Raw genomic sequence first — 21,930 nt, 5'->3', positions numbered from 1 at the left:
GGCTCAGGAGGACTCGGCGTGCACCACCTCGCCGAAACGCTCCCAGCTCTCGCCGTTGAAGCGCATCAGCTGCATCGCCTCGATCGGAGCGTGATCGGTGGGCGAGGTGTTGATGGTGATCCCCGGCAGCAGCATCGGCACGCGCAGCTCCTTGAGCGAGGCGGCCTGCCTGACGATGTTCTCCCGGCTCAGGTCGTCGCCCGCACGGCGCAGCGTCTCGACCAGCGTGATCGCCGAGGCGTAGCCGAAGACGGTGAAGGACGAGGTCTGGTCCCCGTCGGGATACCACTCGTTCATGAAGGCGCGCCACTCGGCCACCTCGGCGTTGTCGGCCCACTGCGGGTCGTCCACCTCCATCAGGTAGCCCGCCGAGATCAGGCCCTTGGAGGCCTCCAGCCCCGCCGGCTCCAGCACCGAGCCCACCGAGATCGAGACGTTGTTGAGGAAGCGCTCGGCCTCCCAGCCGATCTCGACCGACTTCTTGATCGCCTGGGCGGCAAACTTCGGGGTGGCCACGATGAAGAACACGTTGGCGCCCGTCGACTTGAGGTTGATGACCTCCGAATCCACCGTCGGCTGGGCCACCTCGTAGGGCGCCTCGGCGACGATCAGGTCCTCTCGCCCCGCGAGCCCGCGCTTGAGCCCGGTCAGATAGTCCTTCCCGTAGTCGTCGTTCTGGTAGAGCACGGCGATCTTTGGGTTCTCGATGTTGGCCAGGATCCACTGGGCGTAGATCGCGCCCTCGGTCGGGTAGTTGGGCTGCCAGCCCGACGTCCAGGGGAAGTTCTCGGGATCGTTCCACTTCGAGGCGCCGGTGGCCACGAACAGGTGTGGGATCTTCTTGGCGTTCACGTACTTGTGGATCGCGGTGTTGGTCGGCGTGCCCAGCGTGCCGTGCAGGATGTCGACCTCATCCTGCTCGACCAGGCGACGGATCTGCTCGACCGTCTTGGGCGGCGAATAGCCGTCGTCGTAGCTGATCCACTCGATCTGGCGGCCGTTCACGCCGCCCTCGGCGTTGACCTTGTTGAGATAGGCCTCGATCGTGCGCCCGATCTGGCCATAGGCCGATGCGGGGCCCGAGTAGGGATTGGTGTTGCCCACCTTGATCGTCTCGTCGGCGGCCAGCGCGGCGCCTGAGCCGCCAGCGGCGGCCAGGGCCGCGACCGCGGCGCCCATCAGAGTGCGTCGGTTCAACATCGTCGCTTCCTCCCGTCCGCGCCTGTTGGATGGTCGCCTTAGGGTTCGCGCCCCTTAGTTGTCGGGGCCCCAGACGCCGCGGGGCCCGATCCGGCGCGGTGCGGATCGGGCCCCGTTGCTTGCTTCCGCCCAAGGAGGAAGCTCGGGCGCCGCCGCCCGCGAAGGGCGGCGGCGTCTGGAGGTCGGCTCAGCTCGACTCGGCGTGGATGACCTCGCCGAAGAACTCCCAGCTCTCGCCGTTGAAGCGCATCAGCTGCATCGCCTCGATCGGGGCGAAGTCGGTCTCCGAGGTCTTCACCTGGATGCCGGGCAGCAGGATCGGCACCCGCACGTCGAGCGAGGTCGCCGCGGCCTGGATCTCCTCGCGGCCCGCGTCGGGACCGGCCTTCTCGAGCGCCTCGACCATGGTGATGGCGATGGCGTAGCCGAAGGTGGTGAAAGACGAGGTCTGGTCGCCGTCGGGATAGTACTCATCCATGAACGCGCGCCAGACGGCCATCTCCTCGTCGTCCTTCCACTGCGGGTCGGTCGACTCCTTCATGTAGCCCGCCGAGATCAGACCCTTGGAGGCCTCGAGCCCCGCCGGCTGCAGCACGCCGCCGACCGAGACCGAGACGTTGTTGAGGAAGCGCTCGGCCTCCCAGCCAATCTCGTCGGACTTCTTGATCGCCTGGGCGGCGAACTTCGGGGTGGCGACGATGAAGAACACGTTCGCGCCCGAGGCCTTCAGCGAAATCACCTCGGAATCCACGGTCGGCTGCGCGACCTCGTAGGGGGTCTCGGCGACGATCAGGCTGTCAGCCTTGTCGCCCAGGCCCATCTTCATGCCGTGGAGGTAATCTTTGCCGTAGTCATCGTTCTGGTAGAGGATCGCGATCTTGGGATCCTCGATGTTGTCCATGATGTACTTGGCGTAGATCGCGCCCTCGGTCGGGTAGTTCGGCTGCCACCCGGTCGTCATCGGGAAGCCCGAGGGGTCGTTCCACTTCGACGCGCCGGTCGAGACGAACAGGTGCGGCACCTTCTTGGCGTTCACATACTTGTGGATCGCCGTGTTGGTGGGCGTGCCGAGCGTGGCGAACAGGATGTCCACCTCGTCCTGCTCCACCAGGCGGCGGACCTGCTCCACCGTCTTGGGCGGGGAATAGCCGTCGTCGTAGCTGATCCACTCGATCTGCCGGCCGGCCACGCCGCCCTCGGCGTTCACCTTGTTGAAGTAGGCCTCGATCGTCTTGCCGATCGTGCCGTAGGCCGAGGCCGGGCCCGAGTACGGCATCGTGTTGCCGATCTTGATGGCGTCCTGCGCCGCCGCAGGGGCGGCGATCAGCGCCGAGGCCGCAGCCGCGGCCATCCAGGTCTTGCGTCCGAACATTCGGAACCTCCCATTCGCGCTTTTCGTTACGTAAACCTTAGGGTATGCGAGCCTTAGCTTTTCACCCCCAGGACGGTTCGGGGCCTGATCCGGCGCGCGCGGATCAGGCCCCGATGGTCATCCCGCCCCGTCGCGACGGGGCGGGATCGCTGTTTGCGCCGGGCGGGGCCGCGATCTTCGCCGCGTGCGTCCCGCCCGTTCAGCGCCGCCGGGTCACGAGGACTCGGCGTGGATGATCTCCCCGAACAGCTCCCAGGTCTCGCCGTTGAAGCGCTGCAGCTGCATCGCTTCGATCGGCGCGAAGTCGGTCGGGCCGGTGGTCATGGTGATGCCGGGCAGCAGCATCGGGTTCTCGACATGGTCCATCGAGGTGGCGGCCTTCAGGATCGCCTGCGCGTCCGCGCCCTCGCCGGCCTGCTTCAGCACGTGCTCCATGGTCTTGGCCACGCCGTAGCCGAAGACCGTGAAGGACGAGGCCTGGTCCCCGTCGGGGTAGTACTCGTCCATGAACGCGCGCCACTCCTCCATCGCGGGGTCGTCGGCCCACTGCGGGTCCGTCGCCTCCTTGAGGTAGGCCGCCGAGATCACGCCCTTGGACGCCTCGAAGCCCGCGGGCTTCAGGACCGCGCCCACCGAGACCGAGACGTTGGACAGGAAGCGCTCGGCCTCCCAGCCGATCTCGGCCGACTTCTTGATCGCCTGGGCGGCGAACTTCGGGGTCGCCACGATGAAGAACACGTTGGCGCCCGAGGCCTTCAGCGACAGCACCTCGGAGTCGATCGTGGGCTGGGCGACCTCATAGGGGGCCTCGGCCACGATCAGGCTGTCGGCGGCCTCGCCCAGCGCCTCCTTCATGCCGATCAGGTAGTCTTTCCCGAAGTCGTCGTTCTGCCAGAGGATGGCGATCTTCGGGTTCTCGACGTTCTCCTGGATCCACTTGGCGTAAATCGCGCCCTCGGTCTGGTAGCTCGGCTGCCAGCCGGTGGTCATCGGGAACTTGTCGGGCATGTTCCACTTGGCCGCGCCGGTGGCGAGGAACAGGTGGGGCACCTTCTTGGCGTTGACGTATTTCTGGATCGCCGTGTTCGACGGCGTGCCGAGGTTCTGGAACAGGACGTCCACCTCGTCCTGCTCGATCAGGCGGCGCACCTGCTCGACCGCCTTGGGGGGCGAGTAGGCGTCGTCGTAGGTGATGAACTCGATTTCACGGCCGGCCACGCCGCCTTCGGCGTTGAGCTTGTTGAAATAGGCCTCGATCGTGTTGCCGATCTGACCGTAGGCCGAGGCCGGGCCGGAATAGGGCATGGTGTTGCCGATCTTGATGGCCTCCTGCGCGGCGGCAGGGCCCGCGGCGGACAGGACGAGGACCGAAGCGGCCGCCATCATCATGGAACGTCGATTGAGCATTGAGAACGGGTCTCCCTAAGGGGGGCTGATAACGACGACGGCCCTTCTGGCGAGGCCGTTGGGACCGCCTGGATCGGCGGTCCGGCGAGGGGCGCTCCCTGTGCGCCGCGGCCCTTCTGTCGGAGCCGCTCCGCTTCGCCCCGGGGCCGCGGGGGGCTCTCCCTCCCGCCCTCGGCCCGGATGGTCGGGGGGCTCGCCCCCGGGTCCGGCCCCGCCCGATCTCCCTTCGGCGCGGGTCCGGCGGGGGGCCGCGGCGCGCGCGGCCCCCCGGATCGCTCACGGCTTCAGCGGCCGACCTTCTGGGCCAGCGCGCGCAGCAGGCCGCCCGCGCCCTGGGGCGCCAGGTAGATCACCGCGATCAGGAAGAAGCCGTAGAAGGCCCCCGCGAGGCCCTTCGAGATCTCCTCGGCCACGTTGGGGATGAAGACCACGAAGGCCGCGCCGATCAGCGCGCCGGGCAGCCAGCCCACGCCGCCGATCACCAGGCCCACCAGGATCAGCACCGACAGCGCGAAGGTAAAGCTGTCGGGCGCCACGAACTGGATCACGATGGCGCCCAGGCACCCCGCGATGCCGGTGAACATGGCCGAGATCCCGAAGGCGGTCGCCTTGTAGACCGAGGTGTTCACCCCCATCGAGCGGGCCGCGATCGGGTTGTCGCGGATCGCCATCAGCGCCCGCCCGGTGCGCGAGCGCACCAGGTTGCGCGCCAGCCAGTAGAGGAACAGCCCCACCACCAGGGTGAAGAAGTAGAGCCACTGGTCGGCGTTGATCACCGCGTCCAGCCCGAAGGGCGCGTCCGGCTTGATGATCACGATGCCCTGCACGCCGCCCGTCCAGTGCTCGAACGGGCTGAGCTTGATGAACTGGGGCGTCGCCACCGCCAGCGCGAAGGTGGCGAGCGCGAGGTATATGCCCTCGAGCCTCAGCGCCGGCAGGCCGAACAGGAAGCCGACCACGAAGCACAGGATGCCCGCCACCGGCAGCGTCCAGACGTAGCCGATCCCCATGTTCTCCATCATGATCGCCGCCGTGTAGGCGCCGACCGCATAGAAGGCGCCGTGGCCCAGCGAGAACTGGCCGTTGATGCCCGTCAGCAGGTTCAGGCCCAGGATGGCGATGGCGTAGACCATCAGCATCGTCATCTGGAACACGAAGAAGTTCTTCGAGAAGAACGGCAGCAGGATCGCCCCGATCAGCACGATCAGGAACACGGCCTGACCGAGGGTGGACCGCCCCCCCGCCGCGGCGGCCCGTCCCTTGGGGACGGGAGCCGCCTTCTTGGGTCCGGCGGCCGCGCCGCCCATGGTGTCGTCGCTCATCGCCATGTCAGACCCTCTGCACCACGCGGCGGCCCAGCAGGCCCGCGGGTTTCACCAGCAGCACCGCGACGATCAGGAACAGCGCGATGGGCAGTTTCAGTTCCCCGCCGATGACGGGGATGTAGGTGCCGGCCAGGTTCTCGACGACGCCGACGATGAAGCCGCCGATCACCGCGCCCAGCGGGCTGGTCAGCCCGCCCAGAACCGCGCCCGCGAACCCGTAGAGCAGGATCGAGAGCATCATGTTCGGCTCGAGGAACACCACCGGGGCGATCAGCATGCCCGCGACCGCGCCGATGGCCGAGGCCATGCCCCAGCCGAGCGCCGTCATCATCGACACGCGAATGCCCACCAGCCGCGCGCTCTCGGGGTTCGCCGCCGCCGCCCGCATGGCGAGGCCGACGCGGGTGAAGGTGAAGAAGCTCCACAGCAGCAGCAGGACGACGAGCGTCACGCCGATCATGCCCGCCTGGTGCTTGCCGATCATCGCGCCTTCCCACAGCGGCCCGTCCCCGAAGGGCGAGGGCACGGCCTTGATGGTGAAGTCCCAGATGAAGCCGGCGAAGCTGTTGAAGATCGCGAACAGCGCGATGAAGATCACGATGTGGCTCAGCACCGGCGCGTTCTCGATCGGCTTGAACACGATCCGCTCGATGGCGAAGCCGCCCACGAAGCTGATCAGGATCACCAGCGGGAACACCACGAAATAGGGCAGGCCCCACTGCAGCAGCTGCCAGGCGATGTAGGTCGAGAACATCGCCATCTCGCCCTGGGCGAAGTTCAGGTGGTGGATCGCCTGGTAGATCATCACGACCGCCAGGGCCACGCAGGCATAGATCGCCCCCGTGGCGACGCCCGCGACAACCTGTTGAAGGAACAGTTCCATCGCTCAGTACCCCAGGTAGGCGGCGCGCACGCCTTCGTCTTCGCGGATCGCCTTCGCTTCGCCCGCCATCACGATCCCGCCCGTCTCGATCAGATAGGCGTGGTCGGCGATGCCCAGCGCCAGCGAGGCGTTCTGTTCGACCACCAGCATCGACACCCCCGACTCCTTCTTCACGTTGGCGAGGATCTCGAAGATCTGCTTGGTGATCATCGGCGCGAGGCCGAAGCTCGGCTCGTCGAGCAGCATCAGCCGCGGACGCAGCATCAGGGCGCGGGCGATGGCCAGCATCTGCTGCTCGCCGCCCGACAGCGTCCCCGCCTGCTGGGCCCGCCGCTCCTTCAGCCGCGGGAAGAAGTGGTAGCACCGCTCGATGTCGGCCGAGATGTCCTTGCCCATCGGCCGGGTCATTGCGCCCAGCTGCAGGTTCTCCTCGGTGGTCAGCGTGGTGAAGGTGCCGCGGCCCTCGGGCACGTGGGCGATGCCCCGGCGCACGATCGCCTCGGTCGAGAGCCGGTCGATGCGGTCGCCGTCATACCAGATCTCGCCCTTGCGGCGGATCATGCCGCAGATGGCGCGCAGGGTCGTGGTCTTGCCGGCGCCGTTGGCGCCCAGCAGCGTGGCCACGCCGCCCTGCTCGACCTCGAAATTGATGCCGCGAAGAACCTTGAGGTCGCCGTAGGAGGCCTCGAGCCCCTTCACTTCCAGGATCGGGCTCATTCGTCGCCTCCCAGGTAGGCTGCGATCACTTCGGGGTTCTTCTGGACCTCCTCGGGGGTGCCCTCGGCGATCTTGCGGCCGAAGTTCAGCACCACCACCCGGTCCGAGACCGACATCACCAGCGCCATGTGATGCTCCACCAGCAGGACGGTGACGCCCCGCTCGTCGCGCACCATGCGGATCAGCTTGCCCAGTTCCTCGACCTCGTCGTGGTTGAGGCCGCCCGCAGGCTCGTCGAGCAGCAGCAGCTTGGGCTCGGTCGCCATGGCGCGGGCCATCTCGACCCGCTTCTGGGTGCCGAACGGCAGGCCCGCGACCGGCAGGTCCGCGACCTCGTTCAGCTCCAGCCAGTCGATCAGCTCCTGCACGCGGACGTCGATGTCGCGCTCGCCCTTGCGCACCCAGGGCAGACGCAGCGAGTCCGAGACCGGGTCCGACTTCGAGGCCGAGTGCGCGCCGACGCGGATGTTGTCGCGCACGCTCAGGTTCGAGAAGCTCGCCACGTTCTGGAAGGTGCGCCCGATGCCGAGCCCCGCGATCTTGTGGGCGGGCTGGCCCAGGATCGTGGTCCCCTTGTAGCGGATGTCGCCGTCGTTGGGCGTGTAGAGCCGGCTGAGGCAGTTGAAGAGCGTGGTCTTGCCGGCGCCGTTGGGCCCGATCAGGCCCAGGATCTCGCCCTCGTGGATATCGAACTCGATCCCGTCCAGCGCCACGATGCCGCCGAAGCGGACGGTCACGTTCTCGACCGCGATCACCGGCGTGGCGCCGGCCGCGGCGGGCCGCATGGGCGCGTTCATCGAGCCCCTCCGTAAAGATGGGCCGGCGCGCGCACGCTGGCGTTGAATAGAGGTATGGACCGGATGCCCGGCGCAGCCGAGATCCGTCCGCCCGAGGCGGTCATGCCGTTCATGTCTCCTCCCTGACGTCGCGTGGTTGCGCGATCTTGTTGGACTTCCCAGCAGTCCAACAGATTTGCCGACGCATATCAAGCGCCTGAATAACCGGCGATTCCAGCGGTTTCACAGGGGCTTCATGAAAATGTCAGGCTTGCTGACCACTCGTTCAACAGATTGAAGTTGATGGGCTTCCGAATTCTTTTTGGCGCCGCAGCAATTACTTTTCGGCGCCGCACTCGGCCTTGCGCCCGGTCGCCGACCTGAGGTCAACTCATGGGCGAACTGAGTCGCATCTCAAGAATCATGAGTCGGACTCATCCCCGCCCGCGCCTTTCGCCCCCCTGCCCGCCGACCGCCCGGAGCCCTGCGTGACCAGACGACCCCAGAGCACCCGCCGCCAGCGGGTCGAGGAGATGGAGCGCCAGATCGTGGACGCCGCCCTCGACGCCTTCTCGATCCACGGGTTCGAGAATGCGCGGGTCGCCGACATCGCCCGCGCCGCCGGCGTGGCCGAGGGGACCGTCTACCTGTATTTCCGCGGCAAGGACGCGCTGTTCGACGCCGTGCAGCGCCGCTTCTACGCCCGCCTCACGCGCGAGGCGCAGGCCGGGGTCGCCCGGCTTGCAGGCGCCCAGCCCCGGCTGGCCTTCCTGGCCGAGCACTGGCTGTCGGCGGTGGCCCCCGCCTGGAAGATCTTCGCCCGCCTGACCTACCAGATCGGTTTCATCGAGGAATACCGCTCCTCGGACGCCTACCGGATGCATCACGGCTACACCGAGGTCTTCGACCACGTGGCGCGCGAGGGGGCGACGTCGGGCGAGCTGCGCGAGGATCTCGCCCCCTCGATGATGCGGGCGATGTTCTACGGCGGGCTCGGCTACGCCTGCCGGGCGGCGCTGACCAAGGGCGTGCCGGTCGCCGAGATCCCCGCGGCCACCGCCGGCCCGGTGGTCGACGCGTTCCTGGCGGGCCTCGGCCGCGCGCCCGCCGCGCGCGAGGCCGGCGACGACGACGCCGCCGCCCTGCGCGAGGCCGCCGCGCGGCTGGAACAGGCGGCCGCGCGCCTGGAAGGCGCCCTCGCCCGCCAGGCCTGACCGCCCCCTGCCCGCCCTCCCCGCGCAACCGGCCGCCGGCCGGCGGACTCCGCTTGCCCGTCGGTTAGTTAAGGAGTTAGTTAAACGGGCCGCACCGCCCGCAACGCCGGGCTGAACCAGACGGCCAACAAGGATCATCCGGGGAGGAATCGGCCCATGCGGCTGACCGAAGAGCATCGCGCCATCCGCGACACGATGACGAGATTCGTCGAGACCGAGGTCAACCCCCGCGCCGACGAATGGGAGGAGGCCGGCGTCTGGCCCGCCCACGAAATCCTTGGAAAACTTGGCGATCTGGGCCTGCTGGGCATCAACAAGCCCGAGGCGTTCGGCGGCCAGGGCCTCGATTATTCCTACCACGCCTGCTTCCTCGAGGCGCTGGGCGCCGCGCGCTGCAACGGCGTGAACATGGGCGTCTCGGTGCAGACCGACATGGCCACGCCCGCGGTCGCGCGCTTCGGCTCCGACGCCTTGCGCCGCAACTGGCTGCGCCCGGTGATCGAGGGCAAGATGGTCGCCTCGATCGCGGTCAGCGAGCCGCAGGCGGGCTCCGACGTCTCCCAGATCGCCACCCAGGCGGTGGCCGACGGCGGCGACTACGTGATCACCGGCACCAAGATGTGGATCACCAACGCCACCCAGGCCGACTGGCTGTGCCTGCTCGCCAACACCTCCGACGGGTCGAAGCATTCCAACAAGTCGCTGATCCTGGTGCCGATGGACGCCAGCGGGATCGAGGTCTCCAAACCCCTGCAGAAGCTGGGGATGCGCGCCTCGGACACCGCCCAGATCTTCTTCGACGGCGTGCGGGTCCCCAAGTCCCATCTGATCGGCCAGGAAGGCCGCGGCTTCCAGATGCAGATGCAGCAGTTCCAGGAGGAGCGCCTCTCGGCCTGCTTCGTGAAGTGCCGCACCCTCGAGATGTGCATCGAGGACACCATCGCCTACACCTCCGAGCGTCGCGTCTTCGGCAAGCCCGTGCTCGACAACCAGTCGGTCCATTTCAAGCTCGCCGAACTGCAGACCGAGGTCGAGGCCCTGCGCGCCATGGCCTGGCGCGCGCTCGAGCTGATGCTGGAGGGAGAGGACGTCACCACCCTCGCCTCGATGGCCAAGCTGAAGGCGGGGCGGCTCGCGCGCGCGGTCCCCGACGCGTGCCTGCAATATTTCGGCGGCCAGGGCTTCATGTGGGAGAATTTCGTCTCACGCTGCTACCGCGACCTGCGCCTGACCTCGATCGGCGGCGGGGCCGACGAGGTCATGCTGCAGATCATCGCCAAGCGGATGGGCGCCTACCCGCGCAACTGACGCCGAGGACGAAGGCCGAACCGGGGCGGCGGCTGGTGCGCCGACGCCCCGAGGGGGCCCGGCGCGCCGCCGCTCACCGGCGCCCGGGTCTCCGCGCGGCGCGCGGTTCCTGTCGCCGCGCGCCGCGGACCATTTCGCAGAACCGTCGCGGCCCCGTCATGCGCCTGCGACATCGGCGGATGACGGTCCGCGCCCGCGGGCGCATGATTGCGCCCGCAAACCACGGCGCGCGCCTCGTCGCCCGCCCCCCAACGTCAGGGAGTGTCCCCCCATGCCCCGCCCCATCGATCTCGGCCGCCGCCGCCTGCTGCAGGCCGGCGCCGCCGCCGGCGCGCTGATCGCGCTGCACCCGTTCTCGGCCCGCGCCGCCGCCGGCCAGGCGCACCTGCGGGTGATGTCGACCACCGACCTGCACGTGCACGTGTTCCCCTACGACTACTACGCCGACAAGCCCAACGACTCGATGGGCCTCTCGCGCACCGCCGCCCTGATCGAGGGGATCCGGGCCGAGGCCGCCAACGCGATCCTCGTCGACAACGGCGACTTCCTGCAGGGCAATCCTATGGGCGACTACATCGCCTATGAACGCGGCATGAAGGAGGGCGACGTCCACCCCGTGATCGCGGCGATGAACACGCTGGGCTACGCCTGCTCGACGCTGGGCAACCATGAGTTCAACTACGGCCTGAGCTTCATGGACAAGGTGCTGGCCGGCGCGAACTTCCCGTTCGTGTGCGCCAACGTCGCCCGCGGCCAGCTCGCCGCCCAGCCCCGCGCCGACGACCTCTGGCTGCCCCCCTACGTGATCGTGGACGCCCAGGTCACCGACGGCGCCGGCGAAACGCATGCGCTCAAGCTCGGCCTGATCGGCTTCACGCCCCCCCAGATCATGTCCTGGGACAAGCGCCACCTCGAGGGCAACGTCGAGACCCGCGACATCGTCGAGGCCGCCCGCGCCTGGGTCCCCCGGATCCGCGAAGAAGGCGCCGACCTGGTGATCGCGCTCGCCCACACCGGCATCGGCTCGGACGCCTACGCGCCGATGATGGAGAACGCGGCCATCCCGCTCGCCGCGGTCGAGGGGATCGACGCCATCGTCACCGGCCACAGCCACCTCGACTTCCCCGGGCCCAAGTACGAGGGCGTCGCGGGACTCGACGTCGGCAAGGGCACGATCGCGGGCAAGCCCGGGGTGATGGCCGGCTTCTGGGGCTCCCACATGGGCCTGATCGACCTGATGATCGAGCGCGAGGGCGGCCAGTGGCGCGTGGTCTCGGCCCAGACCGAGGCCCGCCCGATCTACGAGCGGGTCGAGCGCAACAACGTCCCCCTGGTCGAGAGCGTCGCCGCCGTCGAGGAGGCCGCGCGCGCCGACCACGAGGCGACGCTCGCCTACGTGCGCCGCGCGGTCGGCGAGACCTCGGCGCCGCTGCACTCCTACTTCGCGCTGGTGGCCGACGATCCTTCGGTCCAGATCGTCTCGAACGCCCAGACCTGGTACATCGGGCAGATGCTGGCGGGCTCCGAGCATGCGGACCTGCCGATCCTCTCCGCCGCCGCCCCCTTCAAGGCCGGCGGCCGCGGCGGGCCGGAGTACTACACCGAGGTCAAGACCGGCCCCATCGCCATCAAGAACGTCGCCGACCTCTACCTCTATCCCAACACCGCGCGCGCCATGCTGATCACGGGCGCCGACGTGAAGGAGTGGCTGGAGATGTCGGCGGGCATCTTCAACCAGGTCGAGCCGGGGGCCAGCGACGCGCCCCTGATCAACCCGGGCTTCCCCTCCTACAACTTCGACGTGATTGACGGGGTCAGCTACCGGATCGACCTCTCGCAGCCGGCGAAATACGACCGCGACGGGGCGGTGGTCAGCCCAGAGGCCAGCCGCATCGTCGACCTTGAATTCGAGGGCGCCCCGATCGATCCGCAGGCCAGATTCGTCATCGCCACCAACAACTATCGCGCCGGCGGCGGCGGCAACTTCCCTGGCGTGACCGAAGACAAGGTCGTGTTCGTCGCTCCCGACACCAACCGCGACGTGATCGTGCGCTACATCGTCGATCAGGGCACGATCAACCCCTCGGCCGACGCCAACTGGTCCTTCGCGCCGATGGCGGGAACCACGGTGGTCTTCGACACCGGCCCCGGCGGACGCGACTACGCCGGCGCAGTCGAAGGCGTGCGCATCGAGCCCGCCGGCGAGGGCGCGGACGGGTTCGCCCGCTACCGCATCACCCTTTGACCCAGAACGCGAAGCGGCCGCCCCCGGGGGCGGCCGCTGTCCGTCGTTCCGGCTTGCGCGCGGGCTCGGCCCCGCGCACGGACCCCGCGATCAGGCCGCGCGCCGCCGCCGCCTGACGACCCCCAGCCCCAGCAGCGCCGAGGCCAACAGCCCCCCCGCCGCGGGAACCGGCACCGCCGACACCGGCGGCTCGTAATAGTAGAGGGGCCCGGCGTTGAGCGCCGCCACCGTGTCGCCCAGCGCGTAGCCGATGTCCTGCAGGCTGAAGATCGAGGTCTGCGAGAGGAACGACGAGGTCCCGATGAAGCCGGTCATCAGCTCCTCGTCATAGGTCGACCCGCCCGCATTGTCGCCGAAGAACTCCTGATCCCAGTGCGAGCCGGCGGTGCCGCTCCCGCCCGTGTCCTCCAGCGGGATGAAGCTTGCGCCCGGAACGTATTCCATCTCGTAGGCCGAGAGGCCCGAGGCCCCGATATACTCCCCCGCCGAGGCCAGAACCCCGTTCGCGCTCCAGTAGAAGCCGCCGAAGCCGAGCGCGTGCATCATCTCGTGAAGCATCACGTCCTCGAGGATGTTGTTGGTCTTCATCAGCGTCAGGTCGGCCGCGTCGATCTGCATGACGCCGTAGGTCGGCATCACGAAGTCGAAGTCGGTGACCGCCGTCAGCCCGCCGGCCTGGGCCAGCGTGTTGCCGGCGCCGTCGAGCTCGAGCACCTGCACGACGATGTCGTAGCCGGGCGCGGGCAGGCCGGGGAAGGCCGAGTTCTCGATGTAGTGGGCGAAGGACTCGTTGATGTAGCCGCTGATCAGGCCGGACAGCGTGGTGGCGGCGCCCGTCAGCGCCGAGAACAGGTCGACGTCGCCCGAGGCGAAGGCCCCCGTCGCATCGTCGTTGAGCAGATTGAGCCCGAACGAGCCGTATCCGTCCAGCCGCAGCCCGTCGTAGCCGACGTCCGAATTGATGGTGTAGGCCGCGGCCGGCGCGGCGAAGCCGAGGCCCGCGACAAGCGCGGCCACGGCGAAACGAGCATGAGACATGACACCCCCCCAAGGGATTGAAACGCGTCCGCAAGGGGCGGCAACCGCTCCCGGACGGGTTCACGATAGCTTACCCTACCGGAAGCCGCCAGCGATCCCTTGCCCCGCCGCCCCGCCCGGCGCCCCGACGGACGCCGCCTCCGGCGCCCCGCGTCGACGCGGCGTCCGGCGCCCCTTCCGAAACCCCGGATCTCCCCGCCAGTTCGCTCCCCGATGCGCCCGCCCGATCCATGTTTCGAGGGTGCGCGCACGGTTCGCCTTCCCCCTCCGGCCCCCGGTCCATCCCCGCTTCGCTGGCGATGGACGCGGGGCGCGCGGCGGGCCATGGTCGGGGTCCTCACACAAGACACGATCAGGGAGACCGCCCTTGGCCCGCCTCGCCCCGCCCGAGCCCTCGCAGATGTCCGACGCTCAGAAAGAGGTGGCGCAGACCATCCTTTCGGGCCCTCGCGGCGCCATCATCGGCCCGCTGGGCTTCTGGCTGCACCGCCCCGGCCTCGCCGCGCCGGCCCAGGAGCTGGGCGCCTACTGCCGCTTCGGCTCCTCGTTGCCCCCGCGCCTGTCCGAGATCGCGATCTGCACCGTGGCCCGCGTCTGGAGCGCCCAGTTCGAGTGGTACGCCCACAAGCGCATGGCGCTCGACGCGGGCGTCTCCGAGGCGGTTCTGGACGCGATCCGCGACGGCGCTCCCCCGCCCTTCGCCGACGAACAGGAGGCGATCTGCCACGAATTCAGCCTCGCCGCCCAGCGTGACCGCACCGTTGCGCCCGAGCTTTATGAGCGGACGCTGGCGATCCTGGGCCGCGACGGGCTTGTCGATCTGGTGGGGATCAACGGCTACTACGCGATGGTCTCGCTGACGCTGAACGTGTTCGAGGCCGACCTGCCTGAAGGCGTCGACCCCGAGATGTGAGGCCCCGGGGGCCGCGCGGCTTGCGCCCCTGGGCGGGGCTGCGCGCCTGACCGGGAATGGCGCCCGCTCCCCCGCCGATGCGCCGGAGCGAACCCGCGCGCGAGGCCCCGGCTCTAGGCCGGGGCGCCTCCGGGCCGCGACCCCGGGCCGCCGCTGCAGGTCGTGCAGGAGCGCGGCATGCGCCCCTGACCGACCTTGCGTCACTTGCGGCGGGAGGGGACCGAGATCATCCGGCCCAGGAACTCGCCGCCGAAGATGTGGATGTGCAGGTGCGGCACCTCCTGGTGCGCGTCGGGCCCGGCGTTCGAAAGGATGCGGCTGCCGCCCTCGGTCTGCGCCGGCGCCACGCCCACGGCCTTGGCCGCCTCGCCCACCGCGCGGGTAAAGTCGACGATCTCGGTGTCCGAAGCCGCGGCCGCGAAGTGGTCGTAGGTCACGTAGGGGCCCTTGGGGATGACCAGCACGTGGACCTCGGCCTGCGGGTGGATGTCGTGGAAGGCGAGGCTGTGCTCGGTCTCCAGCACCTTCTTGCAGGGGATCTCGCCGCGAAGGATCTTCGCGAAGATGTTCTGGTCGTCGTAGGCGTAGCTCATCGGGCGTTTCCTGGGGCCGGGGTCGGGGCGATCGGGCCAAGGGTTAGCGCAGCCGCCCGCCCCCCGTCCATCGCCCCTGCGCCGAGGGCGGGCCCGCGCCCCCGCCCGCAGCCCTCGCGGCTTGGAACGCAGAGTTGACAGCTGTCAACTTTGCTCGCCCCCTGGGCGATCGCCGGCAACCTGGCCCGCCCGCTCGCCGGCCCCTCGCGCCCACAGGCCCTGGCGCGACGCAGCCAAGCCCGCCCGCAGGGCGCCTGCAGTCCGCTCCGTCACGCTCGTCGGGTCGGCGGCGCGCCCCGGGAGCAGGGCGCGCCGTCCGGGGTCACTCGCGCCACCACACGTCCGGCAGCCAGCCCGGCCAGTCGCCGTAGAGGGGCAGCCGCTCGGGGTGACGCAGGTCGGCGCGGTAGGCGATCCGGCTCTCGGGCGCGTACCACAGCGGGACGAACCAGAAGCCGGTGGTCAGCACCCGGTCGAGCGCGCGCACCGCCGCCGCGTGGTCCTGCGGCGTCGTCGCGGCCAGGATCGCCTCGAGGGCGGCCTCGACCGCGGGGCTGTCGATGCCGGGGTAGTTGCGCGTGCCCGGCTGGGTCGCGCCGGCCCGGCCCCAGTAGAAGCGCTGCTCGGCGCCGGGGCTCAGGCTCATCGCCCAGGTGTTGACGATCATGTCGAAGTCATACTCCGAGCGTCGCGCCTCGTACTGCGCCCCGTCGACCAGCCGCGCCGAGGCCTCGATGCCGAGCGGCCGGAGCTGGCGGGCAAAGACCTCTGCCGCCGTCTCCCAGGCAGAGCCGCCGAGCAGGATCTCGAAGCGGAAGGGCGCGCCCTGCGCGTCGACCAGGACGCCGTTCTCGACCGACCAGCCGGCCTCGGCCAGCAGCTTGGCGGCCTGGCGCAGGTTGCGCCGGTTGCGGCCCTCGCCATCGGTCTGCGGCCAGGCGAAGCCCTCGTCGAGCGCGCCCTGGGGGAGCGTGTCGGCGAAGGGGGCGAGGATCTCGCGCTCGCGCCCCTCGGCCGGGCCCTCGAAGCCCAGGACCGAGCCGCCGAAGGGGCTGCGGACCCGCGCGAAGGCGCCGCGGTTGAGGGTCTGGTTCACCCATTCGAAGTCGAAGGCCAGCGCCAGCGCCTCGCGCACGCGGATGTCCTCGAAGACGGCGCGGCGGGTGTTGAACACGAAGCCGATCATCCCCGAGGGGCGGCCCGAGGGGATCGTCTCCTGCACGATCTCGCCCCGCTGGGCGGCGGGGAAGGCGTAGCCGTCCGCCCAGCGCGCCGGATCGCCCTCGCGCACCAGGTCGAGTTCGCCGGCGCGGAACGCCTCGAACAGGGCCGAGCCGTCCTTGAACCACTCATGCCGGATGGTCTCGAAGTTGAAGCGGCCGCGGTTGGCGGGAAGGTCCGCGCCCCACCAGTCGGGGTCCTTGCGGAACACCACCCGGCGGCCGGGCTCGACGTCCTCGACCGTGTAGGGGCCCGAGGCGACCGGCGGGACCAGCGAGCTGTCGGCGAAGTCGCGCCCGGCGTAGTGGGCCTCCTGCAGGATCGGGCGCAGGGCAAGGATCATCGCAAGCTCGGCGTCGGGCTCGACGAAGTCGAAACGGACCGAGCGCTCGCCCGTCCGCTGCCACCCCGCGACCCGGTTCCAGGTGGAGCGGAAGCCGGGCAGGCCCTTCTCGGCCAGCACCTCCATCGACCAGATCACATCCTCGACGGTCACCGGCGCGCCGTCGGAGAAGCGGGCCCGGGGGTCGAGCGTGAACTCCACCCAGGCGCGGTCCTCGGGCACGGTCACGGACTCGGCCAGCGAGGGGTAGAGCGCGAAAGGCTCGTCGATCGAGCGCACCATCAGCGATTCGATCATCAGCCCGCGCACCGCCCAGACCGAGCGGCCCTTGAGGATGTAGGGGTTGAGCGAGTCGAATCCCCCGATCTCGCCCAGCACGATCCGCCCGCCCTGGGGCGCGTCGGGATTGGCGTAGGGCAGATGATCGAAGTCCGCGGGCAGTTCCGGCGCGCCGAGCATCGCAAGACCCTGCGTGGGCTCTGCCGCCGACACGCTGCATGTGGCGCCGAGCGCCAGATGCAGCCCCGCCAGCGCCGCCACCGCCAGACCGCGCGCCCCCCGGCGGAGTTCGCGCGAAACCGCCGCGAATTGCGTCAAACGACGGAGGTCGCGAAACTTTCGCTTGCCGAGCGGCGTCGCTGTTCCGTATCCTCCCCCCACTGCTCGATAGGTTTCTTGCCTGTATGAAACCTGCCTCAACACTGGACGCCCTCCTCGGAGGGCGTCTTTTTTTTGCGCCCCCCAGACTGCTGGTTCCGACAACGCCCCTGCGCGCCGCATTCCTGCGTCGCATCGGCGCGCGCCGCTCGATTTCGCACCTGCGAAGACATAGTGTCCTGGCGCCGGCGCGATGCGGCCGGTCGGCGGGCGGGACCCCGAAAGACCCCTGCCCGACCCGGCCGCGACGCTGCGCACCCTAATTCTCGCAGGAGCGAAACGCGACATGTCTCTCACCGGAAAAACCGCCGTGGTGACGGGGTCCAACTCGGGCATCGGGCTCGGCATCGCCGAATGCCTCGCCGCCCGCGGCGCCCGGGTCGTGATCAATTCCTTCTCCGATTCCGACGAGGACCATGCGCTCGCCGAGAAGATCGCGAAGGAACACGGCGTGGACGTGGCCTACATTCAGGCCGACATGAGCAAGGGCGACCAGTGCCGGGCCCTGGTGACCAAGGCCGAGGCGAAGTTCGGCGGCGTCGACATTCTCGTGAACAACGCCGGCATCCAGCACGTGGCCCCGATCGAGGATTTCCCGGTCGCGAAATGGGACGCGATCATCGCCATCAACATGTCCTCGGCCTTCCACACCACCGCCGCGGCCCTGCCGATCATGCGCAAGGGCGGCTGGGGTCGAGTGATCAACATCGCCTCGGCCCACGGGCTGACCGCCTCGCCCTACAAGGGCGCCTACGTGACCGCCAAGCACGGCGTGGTGGGCTTCACCAAGGTCACCGCGCTCGAGACCGCGCGCGAGCCGATCACCTGCAACGCCATCTGTCCGGGCTATGTGCTGACCCCGCTGGTCGAGGCGCAGATCCCCGACACGATGAAGCAGTACGGGATGGGCCGCGAGGAGGTGATCGAGAAGGTCCTGCTCGAGCGTCAGCCCTCCAAGGAGTTCGCGACCGTCGAGCAGCTGGGCGGCACGGTGGCCTTCCTGTGCTCGGAGGACGCGGCCCAGATCACCGGCACCACGATCTCGGTCGACGGCGGCTGGACGGCCCTGTAACCGCGCACCGGCGTCGCCCCGACCGGGGCGCGACAGCCAGAGCGCGTCGCCCCGACCGGGGCGCGATGGTCAGGGCGCGTCGCCTCGTCCGGGGCGACGCAGCGTCCGCCTATTGAATTCGCGCCCCGGGCGGGCCTACCTCGGCGCCCCGGAGCGTCGGCGAATCCCCGGGCGGGCGCCCGCCCGCCCGGGGCCCGGCGCGGACGAGCGAACGGAGGCGGCCATGGCCCGTCGCAAGACCAAGACCATCAACCTCGCCCTGCAGGGCGGCGGCGCGCACGGGGCCTTCACCTGGGGCGTGCTCGACCGGCTGCTGGAGGAGGAGGCGCTGGAGTTCGAGGGGATCACCGCGACCTCGGCCGGCGCAATGAACGCGGCCGCGATGAAGACCGGGCTGCTGAACGGGGGGCGCGAGGCGGCGCGGGCCTCGCTCGACCGGTTCTGGGGCTCGATCGCGCGGTATTCCTCGGGGCTGCCCAACCCGCTGCTGGAGTGGGTGCGCGCCTTCGACCCGACCACCGAGAACCTTGCCGACGCGATCGAGGCGGGGTCCTCGTGGGGGTTCGGCGACAGCCTGACGCGCATGTTCTCGCCCTACGACCTCAACCCGTTCAACATCAACCCGCTGCGCAACCTGCTGATCGAGCAGCTGCATTTCGACACGATCTGCAACGCCGAGCCGCCGCATCTGTTCATCGGCGCCACCAACGTGCGCACCGGCAAGGCGCGGGTGTTCCAGGGCGAGGAGATCGGGACCGAGGCGATCCTCGCCTCGACCTGCCTGCCCTCGGTGTTCCAGGCGGTCGAGATCGACGACCCCGAGACCGGCCGTCGCGAGGCCTACTGGGACGGCGGCTTCACCGGCAACCCGCCGCTGTGGCCGCTGTTCTACGGCACCAAGGCGCGCGACCTGCTGATCGTGCATATCAACCCCATCGTGCGCGACGAGCTGCCCCGCACCGCGCGCGACATCCTCAACCGCACCAACGAGATCAGCTTCAACGCCGCCCTGCTGGGGGAGCTTCGCGCGATCACCTTCGTGCGCCGCCTGCTGGCCGAGGGGGTGATCCCGGAGGGGGCGATGAAGGACGTGCTGGTGCACTCGATCTCGGACGACGAGACCATGGGCAAGCTGGGGGTGGCGACAAAGATGAACGCCGACTGGACGCTGGTGCGCAACCTCAAAGACCTCGGGCGCACGGCCGCCGAGAGCTTCCTCAAGGAGCATTGGTCGGATCTGGGCAAGCAGGCCAGCGTCGACCTGCGCTCGCTCTACGCGGGGTGAAGGCGATGGCGCGCCGGATCCTGATCCTCGAGCACATGGACCACGCGACGCCCGACGCGGGGCTGTCGCATCTGCGCGCGCGGGGGGCGCAGGCGCGGGTCGTCCACGCCTGGAAGGGCGAGGCGCTGCCGGGGCTCGAGAAGGTCGACGGGCTGCTGGTGATGGGCGGGCCGCAGATGGTCACCGACCTCGCGAGCCAGCCCTGGATGCAGCAGGAGATGGCGTTGATGCGCGGGGCGCTCGACCGCGGCCTGCCGATGCTGTGCGTGTGCCTGGGCGCGCAGATGCTGGCCCACGCGCTGGGCGCGCAGGTCGCCCCCGATCCGGCCGGGCGCATCGCCTGGGGCTTTCACGAGGTGCGGCCCCTGCCCGCCCCCCAAGACCAGATCCCCGAAAACCCGATTCCCGAGGGGCTGACGGTGCTGTCGGGCAATTTTCAGGGGTTCTCGCGCCCGCCGGGGGCCGAGATGCTGGCGACCGCCGAGGGGCCCTGGGCCAACCAGGCGTTCCGCGTGGGCGCCGCGCTCGCCACCCAGTTCCACCCGGAGGTGACGCGCCCGATCCTCGACACCTGGCAGGCCGAGCTCGGGGCCCATCTTCATCGGCCGGGCGCCGCGAGCCTCGCCCGGCAGGACGCCGATTTCGTCCGCCACGACCCGGCGCTGAAGGCCTGGTATCGCGGGCTGCTGGACCGTCATTTCGGGCTTTAGCCGGCGACCGCGCGCTGACGCGTGCGTCAGGACGCCGTGAAAGCTGGAATTGACCTTGGGCCCGCGGCTACCCACATTGCGGCCATGATCACGCTCGACATCATCTCCGACCCGATCTGCCCGTGGTGCTACATCGGCAAGGCGAAACTCGACGATGCGCTGGCGAGCATGCCGGACCATCCGTTCGACATCCGCTGGCGGCCGTTCCGCCTGAATCCCGACATGCCCCCCGAGGGCATGGACCGGCGCAGCTATCTCGAGGGCAAGTTCGGCGGCAAGGAGAAGGCGCGGCAGGTCTACGACCAGATCGCGCAGGCCGCAGAGGCCGCGGGGCTCGACATCGATTTCTCCCGCATCGCCCGGACCCCCTCGACGGTGGACGCGCACCGGCTGATCCGCTGGGCGCGGACCGAGGGCGCGCAGGGCCGCGTGGTGGACGCGCTGTTCCACGCCTATTTCGAGGACGGGCTCGACATCTCCGACCGCTCGGTGCTGCTCGACATCGCCGAGGCGGCCGAGCTGGACCGCGGGGTGGTGGCCGCCCTGCTCGAGTCGGACGCCGACCGGGTCGAGGTGATCGAGGAGGACGAGGCCGCGCGCGAGATCGGCGTGGGCGGCGTGCCGACCTTCCTCGTGGGCGGCAAGTACGTGATCCAGGGGGCGCAGGAGCCCGACCTGTGGATGCGCGTGATCGAGGAGATCCGCGGCATCGAGGCCGTGCAGGCCGAGGATGCCGCCGAGGACGCCGACGAGCTCGACGACGCCGAAAGGGACCGAGCGGAGAACGACTGGCCCGGCCCCGCCTGAGGGTGGGGCGGGCTGTGGCCGCAGGGGCCGGCGAAGGACGCCGGCCGCGCGGCGGAACGCGGAGGACGGCTTGATGGACGGCCTGGCGAACATCCTCGAGGCGATCGGTCAGGATCCGCTGACCCGCTGGCTGCTTCTGGCCATGGCGCTGCGCACCGGCTGGTCGCTGATCTGCTGGCGGCGCTGCCCCTCGTCCCACAGGCGCGTGAGCGAAGACGCGCTCGAGGCGATCGAGGCGCGGCGACAGGCGCTGTGGCGCCACTCGGCCCGGTTCCTGGTCGTGATGCTGACGGGAATCGTGCTGGCGGTCGCCGGGCTCTACAAGCTCTCGCAGGCGGGCGACGGGGCGCCGCTGGCGCTGCTGATGCTGGTGGGCGGGATGTACCTGTTCATGACCGAGCCGGTTCGCCGCTCGATCGCCGACGGCGAAGAGCGGGTTCACGCCACCGGCCTGCGCGGCGACCCCGAGGCGCACCAGGCCGCGCTCGCGATGCTGCACGGCAACCACACCTATCTGGTCGCGATCGAGGTGATGGCGACCCTGGCCCTGGGGCTGGCGGTGCTGGCGCTGAGCGGCTCGATGGGGATCGCCTACTGAGGGCGGGCGCGCAGTCTGCTTGTCGGAGCATGAGAGGAACACCCTGGGCGCCTTGTTGGGCCCGGGGAGTCTTCGTTTGAGCAAACGGAAAGCAGGCGCCCTGCGGGCGGGCTTGGCTGCGTCCCGTGTGGGGTGAGGGGTGCGCCTCGGTGGGGAGGGCGGGAGCCTCTGGCGGGCTCCTGACTCACCAAAGAACAGGCGCTTTGCGAGGCGGGTTCGACGGGGGCTGTTCGGCGTGGCGCCTGG

The 21,930-nt window shown here is 69.7% G+C and carries 19 protein-coding genes; 9 read left to right on the top strand and 10 right to left on the bottom strand.

Going from position 1 to position 21,930, the window contains the following annotated elements:
• Positions 1 to 3: 3 nt before the first annotated feature.
• From AAC134_RS10930 to AAC134_RS10900, 7 genes are all read right to left on the bottom strand, one after another.
• Positions 4 to 1,197: an ABC transporter substrate-binding protein gene (locus AAC134_RS10930; protein ID WP_339949123.1), complete on the bottom strand. Its 1,194-nt coding sequence runs from the start codon at positions 1,195 to 1,197 to the stop codon at positions 4 to 6.
• Between the two features lie 190 nt (positions 1,198 to 1,387).
• Positions 1,388 to 2,572, bottom strand: a complete 1,185-nt coding sequence (locus tag AAC134_RS10925; RefSeq protein WP_339949122.1) for an ABC transporter substrate-binding protein — start codon at positions 2,570 to 2,572, stop codon at positions 1,388 to 1,390.
• A 213-nt stretch (positions 2,573 to 2,785) separates the two neighbouring features.
• A complete protein-coding gene (locus AAC134_RS10920) occupies positions 2,786 to 3,979 on the bottom strand; it encodes an ABC transporter substrate-binding protein (protein ID WP_339949121.1) in 1,194 nt (397 codons plus the stop codon).
• Positions 3,980 to 4,263: 284 nt separating this feature from the next.
• Positions 4,264 to 5,301: a branched-chain amino acid ABC transporter permease gene (locus tag AAC134_RS10915; protein WP_339949120.1), complete on the bottom strand. Its 1,038-nt coding sequence runs from the start codon at positions 5,299 to 5,301 to the stop codon at positions 4,264 to 4,266.
• Positions 5,302 to 5,308: 7 nt separating this feature from the next.
• A complete protein-coding gene (locus tag AAC134_RS10910) occupies positions 5,309 to 6,187 on the bottom strand; it encodes a branched-chain amino acid ABC transporter permease (protein WP_339949119.1) in 879 nt (292 codons plus the stop codon).
• A 3-nt stretch (positions 6,188 to 6,190) separates the two neighbouring features.
• On the bottom strand, positions 6,191 to 6,904 hold the full coding sequence (locus tag AAC134_RS10905) for an ABC transporter ATP-binding protein (protein ID WP_339949118.1): 714 nt from the start codon (positions 6,902 to 6,904) through the stop codon (positions 6,191 to 6,193).
• Positions 6,901 to 7,701, bottom strand: a complete 801-nt coding sequence (locus tag AAC134_RS10900) for an ABC transporter ATP-binding protein (RefSeq protein ID WP_339949117.1) — start codon at positions 7,699 to 7,701, stop codon at positions 6,901 to 6,903. The genes AAC134_RS10905 and AAC134_RS10900 overlap by 4 nt, the downstream gene beginning before the upstream one ends.
• 467 nt (positions 7,702 to 8,168) lie before the next feature.
• Between AAC134_RS10900 and AAC134_RS10895 the strand changes: the two genes are divergently transcribed.
• From AAC134_RS10895 to AAC134_RS10885, 3 genes are all read left to right on the top strand, one after another.
• A complete protein-coding gene (locus AAC134_RS10895; protein ID WP_339949116.1) occupies positions 8,169 to 8,894 on the top strand; it encodes a helix-turn-helix domain-containing protein in 726 nt (241 codons plus the stop codon).
• Between the two features lie 156 nt (positions 8,895 to 9,050).
• Positions 9,051 to 10,202 (top strand): acyl-CoA dehydrogenase family protein, encoded by a 1,152-nt coding sequence (locus tag AAC134_RS10890; protein WP_339949115.1) that lies wholly within the window; start codon positions 9,051 to 9,053, stop codon positions 10,200 to 10,202.
• A 271-nt stretch (positions 10,203 to 10,473) separates the two neighbouring features.
• A complete protein-coding gene (locus AAC134_RS10885) occupies positions 10,474 to 12,447 on the top strand; it encodes a bifunctional 2',3'-cyclic-nucleotide 2'-phosphodiesterase/3'-nucleotidase (RefSeq protein WP_339949114.1) in 1,974 nt (657 codons plus the stop codon).
• Between the two features lie 90 nt (positions 12,448 to 12,537).
• Here the strand turns inward: AAC134_RS10885 and AAC134_RS10880 are convergent, their stop codons facing one another.
• Positions 12,538 to 13,485: a leishmanolysin-related zinc metalloendopeptidase gene (locus AAC134_RS10880; RefSeq protein WP_339949113.1), complete on the bottom strand. Its 948-nt coding sequence runs from the start codon at positions 13,483 to 13,485 to the stop codon at positions 12,538 to 12,540.
• 367 nt (positions 13,486 to 13,852) lie between these two features.
• Here AAC134_RS10880 and AAC134_RS10875 point away from each other — a divergent pair, with 367 nt between their 5' ends.
• Positions 13,853 to 14,398 carry a carboxymuconolactone decarboxylase family protein gene (locus tag AAC134_RS10875; RefSeq protein WP_339949112.1) on the top strand — a complete coding sequence of 182 codons (546 nt, stop codon included), beginning with the start codon at positions 13,853 to 13,855 and terminating at the stop codon, positions 14,396 to 14,398.
• A 200-nt stretch (positions 14,399 to 14,598) separates the two neighbouring features.
• Here the strand turns inward: AAC134_RS10875 and AAC134_RS10870 are convergent, their stop codons facing one another.
• Entirely contained in the window at positions 14,599 to 14,991 is a 393-nt protein-coding gene (locus tag AAC134_RS10870; protein ID WP_339949111.1) for an HIT domain-containing protein, read from the bottom strand.
• A 322-nt stretch (positions 14,992 to 15,313) separates the two neighbouring features.
• Positions 15,314 to 17,152, bottom strand: a complete 1,839-nt coding sequence (locus AAC134_RS10865) for an extracellular solute-binding protein (RefSeq protein WP_339949110.1) — start codon at positions 17,150 to 17,152, stop codon at positions 15,314 to 15,316.
• 346 nt (positions 17,153 to 17,498) lie between these two features.
• Between AAC134_RS10865 and AAC134_RS10860 the strand changes: the two genes are divergently transcribed.
• The 5 genes from AAC134_RS10860 to AAC134_RS10840 all read left to right on the top strand — a co-directional run bounded on the left by AAC134_RS10860 (position 17,499) and on the right by AAC134_RS10840 (position 21,684).
• Positions 17,499 to 18,284 (top strand): 3-hydroxybutyrate dehydrogenase, encoded by a 786-nt coding sequence (locus AAC134_RS10860; protein WP_339949109.1) that lies wholly within the window; start codon positions 17,499 to 17,501, stop codon positions 18,282 to 18,284.
• A gap of 223 nt (positions 18,285 to 18,507) precedes the next feature.
• Positions 18,508 to 19,569: a patatin-like phospholipase family protein gene (locus AAC134_RS10855; RefSeq protein ID WP_339949108.1), complete on the top strand. Its 1,062-nt coding sequence runs from the start codon at positions 18,508 to 18,510 to the stop codon at positions 19,567 to 19,569.
• A 5-nt stretch (positions 19,570 to 19,574) separates the two neighbouring features.
• Positions 19,575 to 20,279, top strand: a complete 705-nt coding sequence (locus AAC134_RS10850; RefSeq protein WP_339949107.1) for a type 1 glutamine amidotransferase — start codon at positions 19,575 to 19,577, stop codon at positions 20,277 to 20,279.
• Positions 20,280 to 20,363: 84 nt separating this feature from the next.
• Positions 20,364 to 21,086 carry a DsbA family oxidoreductase gene (locus AAC134_RS10845; RefSeq protein ID WP_339949106.1) on the top strand — a complete coding sequence of 241 codons (723 nt, stop codon included), beginning with the start codon at positions 20,364 to 20,366 and terminating at the stop codon, positions 21,084 to 21,086.
• 73 nt (positions 21,087 to 21,159) lie between these two features.
• A complete protein-coding gene (locus AAC134_RS10840; RefSeq protein ID WP_339949105.1) occupies positions 21,160 to 21,684 on the top strand; it encodes a hypothetical protein in 525 nt (174 codons plus the stop codon).
• The last annotated feature ends 246 nt before the right edge of the window (positions 21,685 to 21,930 follow it).

The organism is uncultured Albimonas sp., from assembly GCF_963977235.1.
Lineage (GTDB): Bacteria > Pseudomonadota > Alphaproteobacteria > Rhodobacterales > Rhodobacteraceae > Albimonas.
This window is presented reverse-complemented; position numbering and strand designations above follow the sequence as displayed.

Bases quoted from the DNA above. Each gene is read 5' to 3' on its own strand.
- AAC134_RS10880 (WP_339949113.1), bottom strand. From the start codon at position 13,485: ATGTCTCATGCTCGTTTCGCCGTGGCCGCGCTTGTCGCGGGCCTCGGC.
- AAC134_RS10905 (WP_339949118.1), bottom strand. From the start codon at position 6,904: ATGAGCCCGATCCTGGAAGTGAAGGGGCTCGAGGCCTCCTACGGCGAC.
- AAC134_RS10870 (WP_339949111.1), bottom strand. From the start codon at position 14,991: ATGAGCTACGCCTACGACGACCAGAACATCTTCGCGAAGATCCTTCGC.
- AAC134_RS10855 (WP_339949108.1), top strand. From the start codon at position 18,508: ATGGCCCGTCGCAAGACCAAGACCATCAACCTCGCCCTGCAGGGCGGC.
- AAC134_RS10925 (WP_339949122.1), bottom strand. From the start codon at position 2,572: ATGTTCGGACGCAAGACCTGGATGGCCGCGGCTGCGGCCTCGGCGCTG.
- AAC134_RS10900 (WP_339949117.1), bottom strand. From the start codon at position 7,701: ATGAACGCGCCCATGCGGCCCGCCGCGGCCGGCGCCACGCCGGTGATC.
- AAC134_RS10885 (WP_339949114.1), top strand. From the start codon at position 10,474: ATGCCCCGCCCCATCGATCTCGGCCGCCGCCGCCTGCTGCAGGCCGGC.
- AAC134_RS10910 (WP_339949119.1), bottom strand. From the start codon at position 6,187: ATGGAACTGTTCCTTCAACAGGTTGTCGCGGGCGTCGCCACGGGGGCG.
- AAC134_RS10840 (WP_339949105.1), top strand. From the start codon at position 21,160: ATGGACGGCCTGGCGAACATCCTCGAGGCGATCGGTCAGGATCCGCTG.
- AAC134_RS10920 (WP_339949121.1), bottom strand. From the start codon at position 3,979: ATGCTCAATCGACGTTCCATGATGATGGCGGCCGCTTCGGTCCTCGTC.
- AAC134_RS10845 (WP_339949106.1), top strand. From the start codon at position 20,364: ATGATCACGCTCGACATCATCTCCGACCCGATCTGCCCGTGGTGCTAC.
- AAC134_RS10890 (WP_339949115.1), top strand. From the start codon at position 9,051: ATGCGGCTGACCGAAGAGCATCGCGCCATCCGCGACACGATGACGAGA.
- AAC134_RS10850 (WP_339949107.1), top strand. From the start codon at position 19,575: ATGGCGCGCCGGATCCTGATCCTCGAGCACATGGACCACGCGACGCCC.
- AAC134_RS10860 (WP_339949109.1), top strand. From the start codon at position 17,499: ATGTCTCTCACCGGAAAAACCGCCGTGGTGACGGGGTCCAACTCGGGC.
- AAC134_RS10915 (WP_339949120.1), bottom strand. From the start codon at position 5,301: ATGAGCGACGACACCATGGGCGGCGCGGCCGCCGGACCCAAGAAGGCG.